The sequence below is a fragment of the Fictibacillus fluitans genome, from assembly GCF_030418125.1.
GTDB lineage: Bacteria > Bacillota > Bacilli > Bacillales > Fictibacillaceae > Fictibacillus_C > Fictibacillus_C fluitans.
The window spans coordinates 44,204-61,350 of the sequence record NZ_JAUHTR010000001.1 but is presented as its reverse complement, the minus strand read 5'-3'; the positions used below and the strand labels follow the sequence as shown (position 1 = coordinate 61,350).

The 17,147-nt window shown below is 44.7% G+C and carries 12 protein-coding genes, 1 other RNA gene and 2 pseudogenes; 2 read left to right on the top strand and 13 right to left on the bottom strand.

Annotation, left to right across the window (positions count from 1 at the left end):
- Positions 1 to 19 precede the first annotated feature (19 nt).
- The 12 genes and pseudogenes from QYB97_RS00305 to QYB97_RS00250 all read right to left on the bottom strand — a co-directional run bounded on the left by QYB97_RS00305 (position 20) and on the right by QYB97_RS00250 (position 14,350).
- Entirely contained in the window at positions 20 to 520 is a 501-nt protein-coding gene (locus tag QYB97_RS00305) for a metal-dependent hydrolase (RefSeq protein WP_301163962.1), read from the bottom strand.
- An 82-nt stretch (positions 521 to 602) separates the two neighbouring features.
- The gene (gene parC / locus QYB97_RS00300; RefSeq protein ID WP_301163961.1) at positions 603 to 3,041 is read right to left on the bottom strand and encodes a DNA topoisomerase IV subunit A; all 2,439 of its coding nucleotides are present in this window, start codon (positions 3,039 to 3,041) and stop codon (positions 603 to 605) included.
- Positions 3,042 to 3,044: 3 nt separating this feature from the next.
- Entirely contained in the window at positions 3,045 to 5,018 is a 1,974-nt protein-coding gene (gene parE, locus QYB97_RS00295; RefSeq protein ID WP_301163960.1) for a DNA topoisomerase IV subunit B, read from the bottom strand.
- Between the two features lie 189 nt (positions 5,019 to 5,207).
- A pseudogene (locus tag QYB97_RS00290) lies at positions 5,208 to 5,625 on the bottom strand (CoA-binding protein).
- A gap of 187 nt (positions 5,626 to 5,812) precedes the next feature.
- Positions 5,813 to 7,306 (bottom strand): carboxypeptidase M32, encoded by a 1,494-nt coding sequence (locus QYB97_RS00285; protein WP_301163959.1) that lies wholly within the window; start codon positions 7,304 to 7,306, stop codon positions 5,813 to 5,815.
- Between the two features lie 119 nt (positions 7,307 to 7,425).
- A complete protein-coding gene (locus tag QYB97_RS00280; RefSeq protein WP_301163958.1) occupies positions 7,426 to 7,620 on the bottom strand; it encodes a hypothetical protein in 195 nt (64 codons plus the stop codon).
- 62 nt (positions 7,621 to 7,682) lie between these two features.
- Complete coding sequence (locus QYB97_RS00275; RefSeq protein WP_301163957.1) at positions 7,683 to 8,819, bottom strand: THUMP domain-containing class I SAM-dependent RNA methyltransferase; 1,137 nt, start codon at positions 8,817 to 8,819, stop codon at positions 7,683 to 7,685.
- Between the two features lie 108 nt (positions 8,820 to 8,927).
- Positions 8,928 to 9,320: RNase P RNA component class B (gene rnpB, locus QYB97_RS00270), an RNA gene on the bottom strand.
- Between the two features lie 79 nt (positions 9,321 to 9,399).
- Positions 9,400 to 9,708: a cell division regulator GpsB gene (gene gpsB / locus QYB97_RS00265; protein ID WP_425589746.1), complete on the bottom strand. Its 309-nt coding sequence runs from the start codon at positions 9,706 to 9,708 to the stop codon at positions 9,400 to 9,402.
- A 166-nt stretch (positions 9,709 to 9,874) separates the two neighbouring features.
- Complete coding sequence (locus QYB97_RS00260; RefSeq protein WP_301163955.1) at positions 9,875 to 10,447, bottom strand: SLOG family protein; 573 nt, start codon at positions 10,445 to 10,447, stop codon at positions 9,875 to 9,877.
- Positions 10,448 to 10,818: 371 nt separating this feature from the next.
- Positions 10,819 to 12,075 carry a ribonuclease H-like domain-containing protein gene (locus QYB97_RS00255; RefSeq protein ID WP_301163954.1) on the bottom strand — a complete coding sequence of 419 codons (1,257 nt, stop codon included), beginning with the start codon at positions 12,073 to 12,075 and terminating at the stop codon, positions 10,819 to 10,821.
- Positions 12,044 to 14,350, bottom strand: coding sequence for a DEAD/DEAH box helicase (locus QYB97_RS00250; protein ID WP_301163953.1), 2,307 nt, complete (start codon positions 14,348 to 14,350; stop codon positions 12,044 to 12,046). The genes QYB97_RS00255 and QYB97_RS00250 overlap by 32 nt, the downstream gene beginning before the upstream one ends.
- A 175-nt stretch (positions 14,351 to 14,525) precedes the next feature.
- On the opposite strand from QYB97_RS00250, the pseudogene QYB97_RS00245 reads away from it, so the two are divergent.
- Together QYB97_RS00245 and QYB97_RS00240 are read left to right on the top strand one after the other, a co-directional pair.
- A pseudogene (locus tag QYB97_RS00245) lies at positions 14,526 to 15,755 on the top strand (cytochrome P450).
- A 147-nt stretch (positions 15,756 to 15,902) separates the two neighbouring features.
- Positions 15,903 to 16,460, top strand: coding sequence for a PadR family transcriptional regulator (locus tag QYB97_RS00240; RefSeq protein WP_301163952.1), 558 nt, complete (start codon positions 15,903 to 15,905; stop codon positions 16,458 to 16,460).
- A 7-nt stretch (positions 16,461 to 16,467) separates the two neighbouring features.
- Here the strand turns inward: QYB97_RS00240 and QYB97_RS00235 are convergent, their stop codons facing one another.
- Positions 16,468 to 17,088, bottom strand: a complete 621-nt coding sequence (locus QYB97_RS00235) for an NTP transferase domain-containing protein (RefSeq protein ID WP_301163951.1) — start codon at positions 17,086 to 17,088, stop codon at positions 16,468 to 16,470.
- Positions 17,089 to 17,147: the final 59 nt, after the last annotated feature.

The window sequence follows — 17,147 nt, the reverse complement described above, 5'->3', positions numbered from 1 at the left end:
CAGCCATTTGGCTGTTTTTTTATATATGAAAAATATGCTCTTTGGCAAGCAGTGCGCATGCTGCAATCATCAGGATTCCTGAAATCGCTGTCTCTGCTGAAGACCCTGTTTTCGTATAAACAGGTGAACGAAAACGAATATGTATCGGATATAAAAACTGAATACCCCTGCTCGTGCACGCATCCAGAATAAGATGGCTGATTACACCTGCCACTAACCCGTTTTTTATCTCCGGGCTGTAATTTGTTTGCAGAAGGTTCGATACCCAAATGGTGCCAATAATAAAGAGCCAGCTGTGCGTTATCGTTCTGTGTCCAAAGGTTTTGCTTACTAGCTTTGATACCAGTTTTGTCTTCTTTCCCACCCATGAATGGGGATGGCACAGATCGGGAAGAAGGCTTCCAAGAATACCTGCTCCATAGTAAACGAGCTGATGATCCAATGAAGCCGGTCCTGCGATCCATTGATTGGCCAGGGCTGCGGCGGCCAATCCTCCCATAATATGTGTATTGCCTTTCATGATTCACCTTTTCTTGTTGTTAGTTTACATAATATTATGATGGTAAATAAAATATGTAAAAGAAATAAAGAGCAGCTGTAAGCTACTCTTTATTTTCTTCTGTCATTACTTTTCTCCACACCTCAAGGACTTGACCCGAATCACTGATATCCACAAGATAAGATCCGTTATTATACCGGTCTGCATTCTTTAACTTTCCTGTTTCTACCGTTACAATACTTCCATTCTTCGTTTTAACTTCCAATACCATATCTCTTTCTGATAGTTCCACATCAACCACACGGTGCGGGTTGCTCTTAAGCTCCCTCAGCATGACAAGGCCCCTTTTCGCTCTGGTTGATTTATCAAATTCTGTAATCTTCATTTTCTTGACTGCACCGCGGTGTGTAATTAATATGAGCGATGCTGCTTCTCTATCGCTCAGCGCCTTCCCGCTCACGACAGAATCTCCGTCTTTCAGGTTTATTCCTTTCACACCACTGGCACGCTGACCGACGATATTGACTTCGTCCTCACTGAACCATAATCCATATCCGTATTCGGTAGCTATGAAAATATCATCATTACCGCTTGTCAGCTGCACATCCACTACTTCATCCCCGGCCTTAACCTTCATGGCCATCAGCATTTTGTTATAGCGCTGTGCTTTGTAAGAAGAGAGCTCCGTCTTTTTAGCCATTCCCTGTCTTGTGAAAAAGATGAGGTACTGATTTTCTGCAAATTCTTTAATCGGCATGATCTTAATCAACTGTTCATCACGGTCAAAACCAACCATGTTCGCTAAATGCTGCCCCATATCTTTCCACCGCGCTTCATGAAGTTCATAGACCGGCATGTAAATGTAATTTCCTTTGTTGGTGAACATCAGAAGTGTATCCGTTGTGTTTAGTTGTTCAGCCAGCAGCAGACGGTCGGTATCTTTCATTCCAGGCGCTTCACCGTTGGAAGCGGAGAAGGAACGAATAGAAGAACGCTTGGAATAGCCGTCTTTTGTTACGGTAACCATCACGTCTTCAGACGGGATCATCACTTCCATATTGATCTTAATCTCTTCGATTTCATCTTCAATAACGGTCCGTCGTTCATCAGCATACTTCTTTTTGATTTCTGCCATCTCTTTCTTGATAACGTTCAACAGTTTTTTCTCACTGTTCAAAATACCGGTCAAATGAGCGATTTTCTTTTCGAGCTCTTTCGCTTCTTTTTCCAAAGTAGTTACATCAGTATTAGTCAGTCTGTACAATTGCAAAGTCACGATGGCTTCTGATTGCGCCTCCGTGAAGTCATACTGCTCAATCAAATTGTTTTTCGCATCTCTTTTATCCTTGGAACCGCGGATAATCCGGATCACTTCATCGAGAATGGAAATGGCTTTAATCAGCCCCTCCACCACATGCTGCCGCTCGTTGGCTTTATTGAGGTCATATTGAGAACGGTTGGTCACAACTTCCTTCTGGTGTTCAATATAAGCCGAAATGATGTGTTTGATGCCCATCAGCTTCGGCGTTTTATTATGAATCGCTACCATATTGTAGTTATAGGAAATCTGCAGGTCCGTATTTTTGAAAAGAAACGCCAGCACGCCTTCAGCGTGTGCTTCCTTCTTCAGTTCAATGACGATCCTCATTCCTGTCCGGTCCGTTTCGTCCCTTACTTCGGCGATGCCTTCTACCTTTTTGTCGAGGCGGAGCTCATCGATCCGTTTGACGAGGTTTGCTTTATTGATCTCATATGGAATTTCGGTAATCCTTATTTGCTGCCGGCCGCCCTTAATTTCCTCAATCTCCGTTTTCGCACGGACAATAACACGGCCCTTTCCTGTTTCAAACGCTTTTCGAATACCTTCCTTGCCCTGGACAATTCCGCCTGTAGGAAAATCCGGGCCTTTCATTACCGTCATTAGCTCATCAAGAGAGACGTCCTGGTTCTCGATCTGCATCGTAACCGCATCGATTACCTCTCCCAAGTGATGGGGAGGGATATCGGTTGCATAACCGGCTGAAATTCCTGTAGACCCATTGACCAGCAGGTTTGGATATTTGGCAGGCAGCACGACCGGCTCTTGAATGGTGTCATCAAAGTTTGGCGCAAATTCGACTGTGTTTTTTTCAATATCAACAAGCAATTCTGACGCTATGGAGGACAGGCGAGCCTCAGTATACCTCATGGCCGCGGCCGGGTCTCCATCCACGCTTCCGTTGTTTCCGTGCATCTGGATCAGCACATTTCTTACTTTCCAGTCCTGACTCATACGAACCATCGCTTCATAAACTGAGGAATCACCGTGCGGATGGTAGTTCCCGATGACGTTTCCGACAGTTTTGGCTGATTTCCGGTACGGCTTTTCAGCTGTATTTCCTTCCTGGAACATTGCGTATAGAATTCTGCGCTGAACCGGTTTCAAACCATCTCTTGCATCAGGGAGGGCACGGTCCTGAATGATATATTTACTGTAACGCCCAAAGCGGTCACCAATCACCTCTTCGAGCGGAAGATCCATAAAACGTTCTAATACTGACAAAATTTAAACCTCCTCAGGATACTCATCAGATAAGTTTTCATTATCAAGAATGTTGGTATCCTCATTTAAACCAAATTCCACATGCTCTTCAATCCATTTTCTGCGGGGCTCAACCTTATCACCCATCAGAACCGACACCCGCTTTTCAGCACGGGCCGCATCATCTATTTTCACCCGGATCAATGTTCTGGTTTCGGGATCCATCGTAGTTTCCCACAGCTGATCGGCGTTCATTTCTCCAAGACCCTTATACCTCTGGATGATATAGCCTTTACCAATCTTCTTCTGTGCTTGTTTCAGTTCATTATCATCCCATGCGTATTCGATGATTTCTTTCTTTCCGCTTCCCTTGCTGACTTTGTACAAGGGAGGAAGAGCGATATACACTCGTCCGTTTTCAATAAGCGGCTTCATGTAACGGTAGAAGAACGTCAGAAGCAGCACCTGAATGTGTGCTCCGTCTGTATCGGCATCCGTCATAATGATGACTTTTTCGTAGTTTAAGTCTTTTTCCGTAAAATCAGAGCCGACACCTGCGCCCAGCGCGTGAATAATCGTATTGATTTCTTCATTTTTAAAAATATCAGCTAGTTTTGCCTTCTCCGTGTTGATGACTTTACCGCGAAGCGGAAGTATCGCCTGGAAACGCCGGTCCCGCCCTTGCTTGGCCGATCCTCCGGCAGAGTCGCCCTCCACGAGGTAAAGCTCATTTTTAGCCGGATTTCTGGAAGTAGCCGGGGTCAGCTTGCCGCTAAGCATTGTCTCTTTACGCTTATTTTTTTTGCCGTTACGCGCATCTTCCCTTGCTTTACGGGCCGCCTCGCGGGCCTGAGCCGCTTTTACAGCCTTACGGATAAGCATATCAGCAGTTTGCGGATTTTCCTCAAGGAAGTAGGAAAGATGGCCGGAGACAACGCTGTCCACACTTGAGCGCGCGTCGCTGCTTCCGAGCTTGCTTTTGGTCTGTCCTTCAAACTGCAGTTTTTCCTCAGGTATGCGAACTGAAACGATGGCGGTCAATCCTTCACGGATGTCTGAACCGTCGAGGTTTTTATCCCGTTCCTTTAAAAGGGAAACTTTCCTTGCGTAATCGTTCATGATCCGGGTGATGGCGGTCTTTGCTCCGGATTCATGTGTTCCGCCGTCCTTGGTCCTGACGTTGTTTACGAAGGAGAGGACATTTTCTGCATAGCCGTCATTAAATTGAAAGGCAAAATCAACCTCAATATCATTTTGTTCACCTTCAAAACTGACTACCGGGTGCAGGACATCTTTATCTTCGTTCAAATAGCCGACAAACGCTTCAAGGCCTGTATCATATTGAAAGCTTTCACTCTCGCCGCTCCGTTTGTCACTGAGCTCGATTTTAACCCCTTTTAACAGAAAGGCTGCTTCCCGCATGCGCTCGCTTAATGTCTCATAATTATAATTGGTAGTACTGAAAATGGACGGATCCGGTTTAAAGTGAATGGTGGTACCCGTTTTTTTGGTTGTACCGATTTCCTCAAGTGTGGTAACCGGCTTTCCTCCAAACTCAAAACGCTGCTGATAAATGGTGCCGTTTCTGTGAATCGTCACCTCAAGCCATTCAGACAGCGCGTTAACGACAGATGCTCCGACACCATGCAGACCACCTGAGGTCTTGTAGCCTCCCTGGCCGAATTTTCCACCGGCATGAAGTACAGTAAGGATGACTTCCGGTGTTGGTTTTCCCATCCTGTGCATCCCCGTCGGCATGCCACGTCCTTCGTCACGAACACTGATACTATTATCTTTATGTATCGTGACGTATATATTGGTGCCGTGCCCAGCAAGTGCTTCATCAACGGCATTATCTACGATTTCATAAACGAGGTGATGCAGCCCCCGGCTGTCCGTGCTCCCAATATACATCCCGGGCCGCTTTCGGACCGCTTCCAGGCCTTCTAATACCTGAATGGCGTCATCGTTGTAATCTAAATGTGGTTTACTAGCCAAAACACTTTCTCCCTTCAAAACATACAATACAATACAATAAACTAATCATACCAGAACAGAACATTTGTTTCTATTCCAGATGTCAAAAAATAAGTGCACCGCTTTCTATTCTATCTTTTCTGCTCCAATCGTGCAAAAACCTTTTGGACTTATATAAAAAACCACCCCATCGTAACGGGTGGTCCGGACCTATCTGAGTAACCTGGCGTACTCAACTTTGATGCATTTATCCATAATGGGGGTCACGTTGTGCTCTTTCAGGTAATCATAGGCTTCGTCGTTGGCAAGACCAAGCTGCGCCCAAAACACATCTGCTCCGATGGCTGCGGTATCCCTAGCCACTTCGGGTAAAAACTCACTTCGGCGAAATACATTTACAATATCCACATGGCCATCAATGTCCTGCAAAGATTTCACAGCCTTAATCCCCGAACACTTCATCAACGGTTGGATTGACAGGGATGATTTCATAACCGGCATCTCTCATTACCGAGCTTACCATGTATGATGTTTTCATCGGATTGTCTGACAGACCCACGACAGCAATCCTTTTTTTGCTTTTTAAAATATCACGAATTGCATCATTTGTAGGATTTTCAAACCGCATACTATTCTCCCCTTTTATAGTACTTTTTTATTTAAAATAAAAAAGTAAATTTGTTATCTTATATATCGACTGAAATTCAACATTTCAAACACATAAAAAAAGCCGTTCCTTGATGCGGCGTGACTTTCGGCTGGCGACATCAGCCAAAAATCCCAGCCTCCATCCGGATTCCGGCTCTGTAGAAGTCTTAAAGGGAGTAGAGGGAAGAATATTTTTCCTCAAAGTAACGGATCAGGTAATCAGGATTTAACCCTTCACCTGTTACGTCTTCGAGAATTTCCATCGGTTTCTTCGTTTTTCCATATTGATGTATATTCCGGCTCAACCATTCCTGAATCGGCTTCAGCTCTCCTTTTTCGAGCAGTTCATCAAATTCAGGGACCTCCCGCAGCATGGCCTGTTTTAATTGCGCAGCATAAATATAACCGAGTGCATAGGACGGGAAATATCCAAAGCTTCCTCCGGACCAGTGAACATCCTGCAGCACACCCTGACTGTCATTTTCAGGTGTGATTCCTAAGTATTCCTGCATTTTCTCATTCCAGATGCGCGGCAGATCCTTCACTTCAATTTCATCATTGAACAAGCCTTTTTCAATTTCATAGCGGACAATGATATGAAGCGCGTAAGTCAACTCGTCTGCTTCAATACGAATGAAAGAAGGCTCCACGATATTAATGGCTTTATAGAAGGCATCCAGGTCCACTTGATCAAACTGCCCGCCCGCGTATTTTTTGAGGGAAGCATAATGATGCTTCCAAAAGCCGCGGTTCCGACCGACAAAGTTTTCCCAAAAGAGCGACTGTGACTCATGAATTCCCATCGACGTGCCCGTACTGAGCGGTGTACCGACAAGGTCTTCAGAAAGGTTTTGCTCATAAAGAGCATGGCCGCCTTCATGGATGGTTCCAAATACAGCTGTTCTAAAATCACTTTCATCATAGCGGGTCGTTACACGCACGTCTCCCGGGTTTAGCCCGATCGCAAATGGATGAACCGTTTCATCCAGACGGCCGGCCTGAAAATCATAGCCCATCTCTTTTAATACCTGAAGGCTGAATTCCTTTTGCTTTTCTTTTGGAAATTTCTCAAAGAGAAAAGAAATATCCGGCTTGCCAGCTTCTGTGATTTTTTGCAGTAACGGAACAATGCGGTCACGAAGCTTAGAGAAGGTGGCATCAATAATATCAACCGTTACTCCAGGCTCATACATATCCAAGAGCGTATTGTATTTGTTGCCATCATATCCCCAATATCCGATAAAGCGCTTGTTGAATTCCACAAGCTTCTCCAAATAAGGCTGGAACATGGCAAAATCAGACCGTTCTCTCGCTTCTTCCCATACACTTTCCGCCTGTGACTGCAAGATAACGTACTCTTTGAATTCTTCAGGAGGAATTTTCGTATTTCGTTCGTAATCTTTTTTGACTTCCTCAAGCGTCTTTTTTGTTACCTCAGACAACGAGCTGTACACCTGCTCCTGAGATAATTCATCTATGTATGTTTTCATTTGATCGGATGTTGACATCGCGAATACTTCTGCTGACAGTGTACCGATGACCTCCGAACGCTGGCTGACACCCTTTTTTGGAGCTCCTGTACGAAGATCCCAATACATCAGGCTTACCGCCTCATTTATATTCGTCATCTTTTTAACATACTCTGTAAATTCCTTCTCCACGTCTTTTCTTCCTCTCTATATCTAAGTAGATTAACCATACCCTGCTTATTATTCGCCGAAAAATAAAAAACTCCTTCAACACCAAAAAACAGCCCGACTGGACTGTTTTCTTTCTGCTATTAATGTAATCGTTCCATATATGCTGTTACGCCGTTATCTCCACGGATGCCAAATTCGAAGTATAATGCCTGTTTCAGCGCCTCGTCTGCTTCGATTAATGCCTGAGCATACGGTTCGCCATTCTGTTCAGACAACGCCTTGATGGTCTCGTAGGCGTGCTTTAGCTGAAGAATATAATCCGCTTTCTGGTCCATTCCATCACCTCTGTAACAGTATCGACCATACAAACGCTTTTCATTACTCAAGCTTCAGCCATTTAGCTTCGAGGTGCCCGTTTACCAAAGTACTGATAATAGTCAGTTTTAATATGGCCGTTGTACAGCTTACGCTTCTTGGTGGCCGGTTTTCCGTACAACTGCTCAAATTGTTCATTGGAGGTGATTACATAAACCGACCATGTTTCAAGCTGACGGAAAACATTTCCCATATCACGGTAAAGCTGTTTCACTTCTTCTTTATCGCCGATCCGTTCACCATAAGGCGGGTTGGAAATAACATATCCATACTCTTTCCTTGTGGTAAAGTCACGCACCTGCATCTGCTTGAACGTGATAAAGTCGCCAAATCCCGCTTCCTCTGCATTATTAATGGAAAGCTCAATCATTTTGTGATCAATATCTGATCCCTGGATATCAAGAGGGGTATCATATTTCGCCAGGTCGTTTGCTTCTTCAACCGCCTTGTACCAGACCTTTTTATCGATCCATGACCATTCTTCGGATGCAAATTCCCGGTTCAGCCCAGGTGCGACATTCTGTCCAATCATCGCTGCTTCAATGGGAATGGTTCCGGAACCGCAAAACGGGTCAACAAACGGCTTATCAGGGGTCCAGTTGGTTAATTTAATCAGGGCTGAAGCCATCGTTTCCTTCAGCGGTGCTTCACTGTGAAGTGCCCGGTATCCCCGCTTGTGCAGTCCGGTGCCGCTCGTGTCAATCGTCAGAGTCGCAACGTCCTTTAACAAAGCGACTTCAATCCGGTAAAGGGGACCGTCTTCCGGAAACCATGTTTCTCTCTGATAGGCATTCTTCATTTGGTCCACGACCGCTTTTTTTACAATCGCCTGGCAGTCAGAAACACTGAAGAGCTTGGACTTTACCGACTTTCCGATCACGGGGAATTCACCGTTTTCGGGAATAAAATCAGACCACGGAAGCGCCTTCGTCTGTTCAAACAGTTCGTCAAACGTTTCTGCTTTAAACTCGCCAACCAGCAGCTTTACACGGTCGGCCGTTCTCAGCCAGAGGTTGGTCCGGCAAAGGGCTGATTCATCCCCCTTAAAAATAACCTTTCCGTTTTCAACTTGTACATCCTCAAAACCGAGGTCTCTCACCTCATGGGCAACGAGAGATTCCAGCCCCATGGCTGCCGTCGCAATATATGTTAAGTTCATAGGAGATCTCCTTAGGTTTGATTTTCCAATACTAATATACCCTAAATTTCTTATGTAAAATAAAAAAGGCCTCTAGGGCCCTCTCATTTTTAAGTGTCACCAATAACGTTCTGTAAGCCATGTTCTGTTCCATTGTACTGCATGCGGCTGCCGCCTCGTACTCCGGTGGTAATCATCTATCTCCAGATGGCTTTAACATCTGTTCTTCTTCGCGTTCATTTCCGCAAAGAAAACTCCCCTACCATAATTTGGGTTTCTCGCTCGTGGGGTTTACCGCGTTCCACTCTTTCCGTTTCCGAAAAGACTACGTCACTGTGGCACTTTAAAGGTAGTGTCACCATATCCCAAAGGACTTAGGTGAGTTCCCTGCCGTTAATCCAGTCGAAACCGGAATACCCTGGCTTATCGTTTCGCCAGGCACGAACACTACGGCCATCGCAGACCGTGCGAGCATGGACTTTCCTCAACATCTTTAAAAAGATGCCGCGATTACCCGAACGTTATTAGTTTGTAATTTATCAAAGCAGAATTCAGTATAACAGGATACGCATTAAAAATCAAATGGATAATAATTACGGGATCAATCGTATAACTTGCTGCCGAATACGTGCTTCTCAAGGTTCGATAAACGCTGAAGAATATCAGAATTGATATTCATGGATGAAGTAGGGACTCTTCTCGTCTGCTCGGACGTATTTTGAGCTTCTTTTCGCAGGCGGTTGTTTTCCTGGATGACTTTATCGAACTCTTTTTGAAAGTTCTCATAATCCTTAATGATCAGATCAAGAAACTTATCGACTTCATCCTGATCATAACCTCTGAATCCTTGTTTAAAATCTTTTTCCAGAATTTCTTTCGCTGTTAAATTTAATCGCTTTTCACCATTCACTGGTCTCACCTCAATATTTAGCTTCTTTTCATGCTTTAGGGCATAAAACTTTTATAGCTTAAAACACCGTTGCATCACAAATTGAACGACTTTCAAATGCACTTATCTAGCCTATATTTTTTCAAATGTTATAGAAAAAGTCAATTTCTATCCTCAGGTACCTGCTTTATTCCCAAAACTGCCCCTTTAGTTCCTGCTCATCCTGATAAATCAGTTCAAGATCATACGGTGTGATATACAGTATTTCGTACGACGGGTCTTTTTCTTGCCTTCGTTTCGCCGGCTCAAGGTAAAAACGTGGCGTCCCTGGCGTATCCTCGTCATACAAGATCAGCATGCCATCCGTTTTTTCCACGAGAAACCCGTTTTTTGCAGCAAGCTGCCTGGGACTGAAATATGTCTTCTTGGAAATGGACTCAACAAAATCGGCTTGCGCCAGGAGGGATTGGTACTGCTCCTGCCTGCTCTCATTCCACTTTGCCTCCTGCTCCAGAAAAGGGGTAAGAACCGCCAATTTCAGTTCCGGAAAGCGTTCATCTCTTAAAGCAACAACCACTTCTCCTGCCCACACCTCCACCCCGGGCTGGCCGCTGATGATCACCCACTCCAGTCCTTCCTCAAGCAATGCTGTCAGCTGTTTTTCCAGCGCTTTTTTTATATAGTGTACCCCTGGATCTTTTTCTTTAAAAATCCCAAGTTCATGGGATTTATATCCAGTCACCAGCAGATTTTTTACCATGAACTTCTCCTTTTTACTCCGGATTTTAAAAAAAGAACCAATCAAAAATGATTAGTTCCCTCACGTAGCATGACTTAATTCATTTGCAACAAAAAACGTCAGACCCAAAACAAGAAAAAAAGCAAACACTACCCATTGCCTCACGGAAACATCTCTCCATTACCTGATATACTAGTATATTTTTACAGGAAAATGCCCGATTCCCCATTTTTTACACACACTCATCACTTGTTGCAAAATTCGTCAAAGCGGCGCACTTTTTGCGCTTGCCTGGGGAATAAATTATTATTTTCCTATGAAAATCTCCATCCTTATTCTACACAATACAGAACAAGATTTAAATACATTTATCCACCAAAATTTATATTTTTTTAGCACAATTCACATTTTTTTCTTAATCGCTGGATTCGTGTTCCGAAGGCAGCCTTTTCCTTTTCTTCTATACGCTTTAAAAGCCTTTTTTTATTTTTCCAAATTCCATAAGCTGCCTCGGCATAATAGAGAGCTTTTTGGGCATCCTTTTGCTGGTGTTCATACCACTTGGATAATTCAATAAAGGGGATTTCGTCATTTTGAATGGCATCCTGGCATAATTCTTCCCACAACGGTATAGCAAGATCTTCCCTTTTTTGTTTTTTGTATAGAGCCGCCATCGCCTTTTTGGCAAGCCTGCTGTGGCTGCTTTCGGCCCCCAGCAGTGTGCCGTACTTTTGCAGCGCGATGTCATGCTGTCCAACTGCCTCAAACCATCTTGCACTTTCATATTGTTCGATGGTGGTTATTTCCGTACCGCTGTTTTGCAAAAGTTTGGAAAGATGAATGTAAAGTGTGATCAGGGAAAGTACATCCCATTCGTTATGGGTCATTACCCCTTTTACGAGTTCTGGATCGTTGTTCTTCAGATATTGAAAATAAAGCATGGGAGCCATGTAGCCCGGTGTGTCATGCTCCCGCTGTACATCCAAAATCTCCTTTTCAACCACAGACAGCCGGACGGATTCCAGACTGCTCTTCCACATTCTTCTCGACCCATGCAGCAGATCAAAATGACCAAATGCAGGCAGTGACGGCACAAAATCACGGATGAGCGTGTGTCGTGTTTTCACCTGTGGCCAGTCAAAGGATTTACCGTTATAGGTGACCAGATTCTTCAGTTCCTTAACCTGCGTTAAAAAATAATGGTACATGGCAATTTCTGCACCCGGACCCGGAAGAAAGTATTGCTTCACCTTCACCTCTTGATCATCCACCTGGCTGTGGCCCAGAAGAAAAATCGTATTTCCCGTTCCGCCGCTCAAACCCGTTGTTTCCGTGTCGAAAAACAATAGATCGGCAGGAGCCAGCCCGCCTGAAGAGAGCGGATGTTTTTGGCCGAGCCCCGTCTGACGCCATCCTTCCATTACACCTTTCAGTTCGTTGAAAGAATAGCGTCCCCAGCGGTGGCTGATGGGATAGCGAACTTCTCTGATCAGGCAAAATGCGTCCTCATAAAAATAGGGAGACGTCTCAAATGCTGCCCAGGTGTCACCATGCTCCATGTCTTGAAGTGGAGGAACTTTAACAACCGGATCTTTATTCTCCGATACCAGATGCTTCTTAAAGCGATTCAGTTTGGACTGCATCGACATGCGGATCTCTCCTTACTTTTTTCAGAAGCTTAAGCGACAGTTCCTTCACGTTATCACCTTCAAGCATGGTTCCTGTGCAGGAAGGACATCCCGACTCACACGGGCAGGTATCGATAACCCGGTACGCTTCCCTGATGACTGTATCCCAGATTTTATAGACATTTTCACTCAATCCGATGCCGCCGGGATATCGGTCGTACAAGAAAATGGTGGGCTTGTCCGAATGAACCGCCTTAATCTGCGGCACCACATGAAGATCACTTGGATCGCACATCACGAAAAGCGGAGCCACATGACTCAGGACATTGGCAATTCCAATCAGCCCCTGTTCCATGGAGCTTTCAGCTACATCATCAAATGACTTCCGGTCAAATTCCAGCCATGTCGCGGAAGTATGAAGCTCCTCTTCCGGTAAATGGATCGGTCCTGAGCCTATGTTTTCGTGCGTTTCGAATTTAATTTTTTTAAATATCGTCGCCATGGCGTTGACGGTGACTTCTCCAAACGCCCTTTCCTGTCCCTGTAAAATCGTGTTTTTATCGATTTCAAGCACTTTCAGCGAGACGGCAAGGTTTGCGTCTGTAAAATAATCAACATCCACTTCCCTCACATAGGCCTTCTTTTCTTCATAATCCAGCTTTTCTACCTGATACTGAACTCCCTGATGGAGATAAATAGCTTCCTCGTGCAGCAGTGTCATGGAACTGAAGCGGTCCATCTCGCCGATGATCCGTACGTTCGCCACATCGCTTTGATCGACAATCACCACATTCTCCTGTGAAGCAGAGCGCAGAGAAATGTTATGGGCAGGAAAGGAATCATTCATCCAGAAAAAACGTTTACCCTGGTGATGTAGCACCTGTTCTTCTGTTAAAAACTCAAGAATATCCTCGATCTCCACCTCTCCAAATGAATCCCCTTCACCAAAAGGCAGCTCATAGGCGGCACATTTCACATGATCCACCAGAATAATGAGATTCTCGGGATTAATGCGGGCCGACTCAGGTGAACGTTCGAAAAAGTATTCAGGCTGGCTGACGATGTATTGATCCATGGGGCTGGAGCTGGCGACCATGATAACCACCGATTCATCCTGACGGCGGCCGGCACGGCCTGCCTGCTGCCAGGCACTGGCGATTGATCCAGGGTACCCTGTCAAAATGCAAGCATGGAGCTGTCCGATATCCACGCCAAGCTCCAGGGCATTCGTGCTGACAACTCCCATGATATCCCCGTTGCGAAGCCCTTTTTCAATGGCCCGGCGCTGGGTTGGCAGATAACCTCCCCGATATCCCTGAATGGATTTCATACCGTACTCCTTTTTGGCCAATTCCTGGAGGTACGTGAGAAGAATCTCCACACGCACCCTGCTCCGTGCGAAAACAATGGTTTGTATTTTGTTTTTCAGAAAATACCCAGCCAGATCTCTTGCCTCCAGAGTGGCCGACTTTCGTACATTCAGCGGCTTATTCACAACAGGCGGATTGTAGAAAATAAAGTGTTTCCTTCCGCTTGGTGCTCCGTTGTTGTCAATCAGCTTCATGGGTGAACCCGTCAGATTTTCAGCCAGTTCCTTTGGATTGGCGATCGTGGCGGAAGTGCAAATAAAGAGCGGGTTGCTGCCATAAAATGAACAAATTCTCTTCAACCGCCGGATGACATTGGCCACATGGCTGCCAAATACCCCCCGGTATGTATGAAGTTCGTCGATCACAATGTACTTCAGGTTTTCAAACAGAGATACCCATTTCGTATGATGCGGCAGGATCGCGGAATGCAGCATATCCGGATTGGTCATCACAATATTGCCGGCTTTTCGGACAACCTGCCGGATGTTGGCCGGTGTATCCCCGTCATACGTGTAACTTTTAATATCCATTTCGATCGCATCTATAAATTCGTTCATTTCTGCTTTCTGATCTTGAGCCAGTGCCTTTGTTGGAAAGAGATACAGTGCCCGGCTGTCAGGGTGGTTTGCAATCTCCTGCAGCACCGGGAGATTGTAGCACAGCGTTTTACCGGATGCCGTTGGAGTTACAGCCACAAAGCTGTTTCCTTCCAGAGCCGTCTGAAACGCGGTCAGCTGGTGAGCATACAGAGAGGTTACCCCCCTGTCTTCCAGTGCTTGTTTTATATTTGGATGAAGGGAGTCAGGAATAGCTCCTGTTACCGCCTCTTTTTCTTCGATGGTTTCCCAATGAACAATCTGATTTGAAATAGAAGGCTCCGTTCGTAATAATGCAAGCAATTCCTGCATTGTTTTTTTCGTTTCCATATCGTCACCTCATCTTCTATTTTATCGAATAAACGTTCGTAAGAAAACCATTAACTTATCAATTGACTGTTATACTCTAATTAGAGTATTATGAATTAAAAATTAACTACTTTAATTAAAGTATTAAAACGAAGCCTGCCAGAGTGGAAATCCTATAAATGGAGGGAACGATTTTATGAGTAAAGAGATCATTTCATTGAAGGAAGTCAAACACTTCAACACTCGTTCGGAAGAATTTTTTCCAGTTGACTGGTTTAAAAAAATGCTGGATCACAGCCCTGTCTTTTACCATGAAGGAACAGATACTTGGCATGTCTTTAAATATGAGCATGTGAAACAAGTACTGAGCAGTTATGAGTTCTTTTCAAGTGAATGCCCAAAGACAACCATCTCAGTTGGAGCGAACAATAAAGAAGGAACTTCCCCGGATAAAATCAACCTCGTAAACGTTGATCCTCCCCGCCACCGCAAAAGCCGCTCTCTACTGGCTGCCGCGTTCACACCCCGCAGTTTAAAAGTCTGGGAGCCGCGCATCCAGCGGATCGCGGACGAGCTGGTTGAAGCGATGCCAAGAAATGCTGTTGTTGATATCGTTGAAGGCCTTGCCGCCCCGCTGCCAAGTCTGGTCATTGCTGAACTTTTTGGTGTACCCATTAATGACCGCCACCAATTCAAGGACTGGGTGGATATTCTCTTCCAGCCTTATGACAAGAATAATCACGTGGAAATCGAACGCAAAAAACAAGAAGCGGCCTTAGCGTATTATCAGTACCTTTACCCAATTGTTCTTGAAAAACGGGAAAATTTAGCCGATGACATCATTTCAGACCTTATCACCGTCGAAGTGGACGGAGAAAGGTTCACTGATGATGAAATTGTTCGAACCAGTATGCTCATTTTGGGAGCCGGAGTTGAAACAACTAGCCATATGCTGGCCAATGCCTTTTATTCCATGCTTTATGACGATCCTAATTTATATGAAGAATTGCATCGAAACCCAGAACTCGTTTCGAACACCATAGAGGAAATGCTGCGGTACCGGTTCCACACCTCCAAGCGGGACCGTACGGTGAAACAGGACAACGACCTGCTCGGAACTCCTTTGAAAAAAGGCGATATTGTTGTAGCCTGAATGAGCGCTGCCAACTTTGACGAAGAGATGTTTGAAGATGCTTTTTCTTTGAATATCCACCGGCCCAACAATAAAAAGAACCTTACATTCGGAAGCGGTCCCCATTTTTGCCTGGGCGCCCCTCTGGCAAGGCTTGAACTGAACATCGCATTAAAAACCTTTGTACAGAAATTTGAAGGAATTCGGTCTGTTGAATCATTTGAACTTGAGGAAAACTTAACGGATTCCGCAACTGGCCAGTCGCTGACACATTTACAGATGCACGTCTTTTAATCTATTAAGCAGGAACTGTTGTCTTCCAAAAGAGCCGCAAACCATAAACGCCTCTTTTTCGCGTTGGTCTACGTGATGCATTCCGCTTCCATTTAGGGTAAACTAGACAAAATACAAAGCAAAATGGCGGAAAGCGGTGCCCAGTTTATGCAACTTCAAATTTTCATTTTGGGAATATTGTGTGAAGGCAATAATCATCCCTATGAAATTAAAAAGCTTATCCAAAAAAATATTAGTGATGAAGAGATCGTCAAGGTGAACGACGGTACGCTGTATTACCGGTTCGAATCACTATTAAAAAAGGGATACATTACAAAAATAGAGGTTAGCCGTGAAAATAACCGGCCGGAGAGAACGACCTATGGCATAACTGATCAAGGACGGGAAGCCCTTAAAGAAGACATTTATAAAAGCTTCCAAACCTTCAGCAACCTTCGTCCGCTCTACGCTTCCCTTCTCTTTCTAAAACATGTTGACCTCGCAAAGATCATTGACCTTACGGAGAAAGCGGTTGAACGGACAAAAAAGAGATTTCAACTGCAAAATGATTCTCATCTTCCGGTATGGTGGGGAAATTACAGCAAAAAAATCTCGGAAAACATTGATTTTATTACATCGCATGCCAGAAGCAACATTGAGTATGATCTTGATTGGCTTGAAAAGCTGCTGATTTTTCTTCGCGGGACGGCAAAGGATAGGGATTGAAACAGGTCTAACTTGTTGAATATTTCTTTGCCTTTTTATAGTCTTTCATATCATCCACATCAAATAATAAACGTTCGTCCTTATAATCGATAAAAGATCCCGGGCTGATTTGATAATCTTCAAAGAGGGATCTTGCTCCCTGGTCTCCCTTAAGTTTGAGCAAAGCGGGAAATACACTACTGGAAAACAGAACGGGTGGCTGAATAATCCCTTGGAAACGGGAGGCAACATATAGAGGATTAAATCTCTCATAACGACTCATCAGGTTTTCAATCATTTCTGCCGTCACAAAAGGCTGGTCGGCCAGCATAATGACTATTGCATCCGATTGTAATTTTATCGCTTGCCGGACACCTGTCTTTAATGATTCAGCCTGCCCTTGATTTTCTGCTCCGCAGCGCACAAGCATCCACCGGCCCCTTTTCGTTTTCTCTTTTACTACTGGATTTATCCAGTCAAGACAATCCTCTTTTTTAACCACAACGATCATGTCATCAAGTCTTGTGTTCAACGCATTGTCCAAACCCAGGCTTCCCACGTTTGAATGTTTCAAAGGAAGAGCCAGTTTGTTAACACCCATTCTCCTGCTATGTCCTGCAGCCAAATAAATCCCCGTAATTTTCCCCATACGCTTATCACCTCCCAAGCCGCCGCCATTTATGGTTGAAAATGCACTAACCATATATA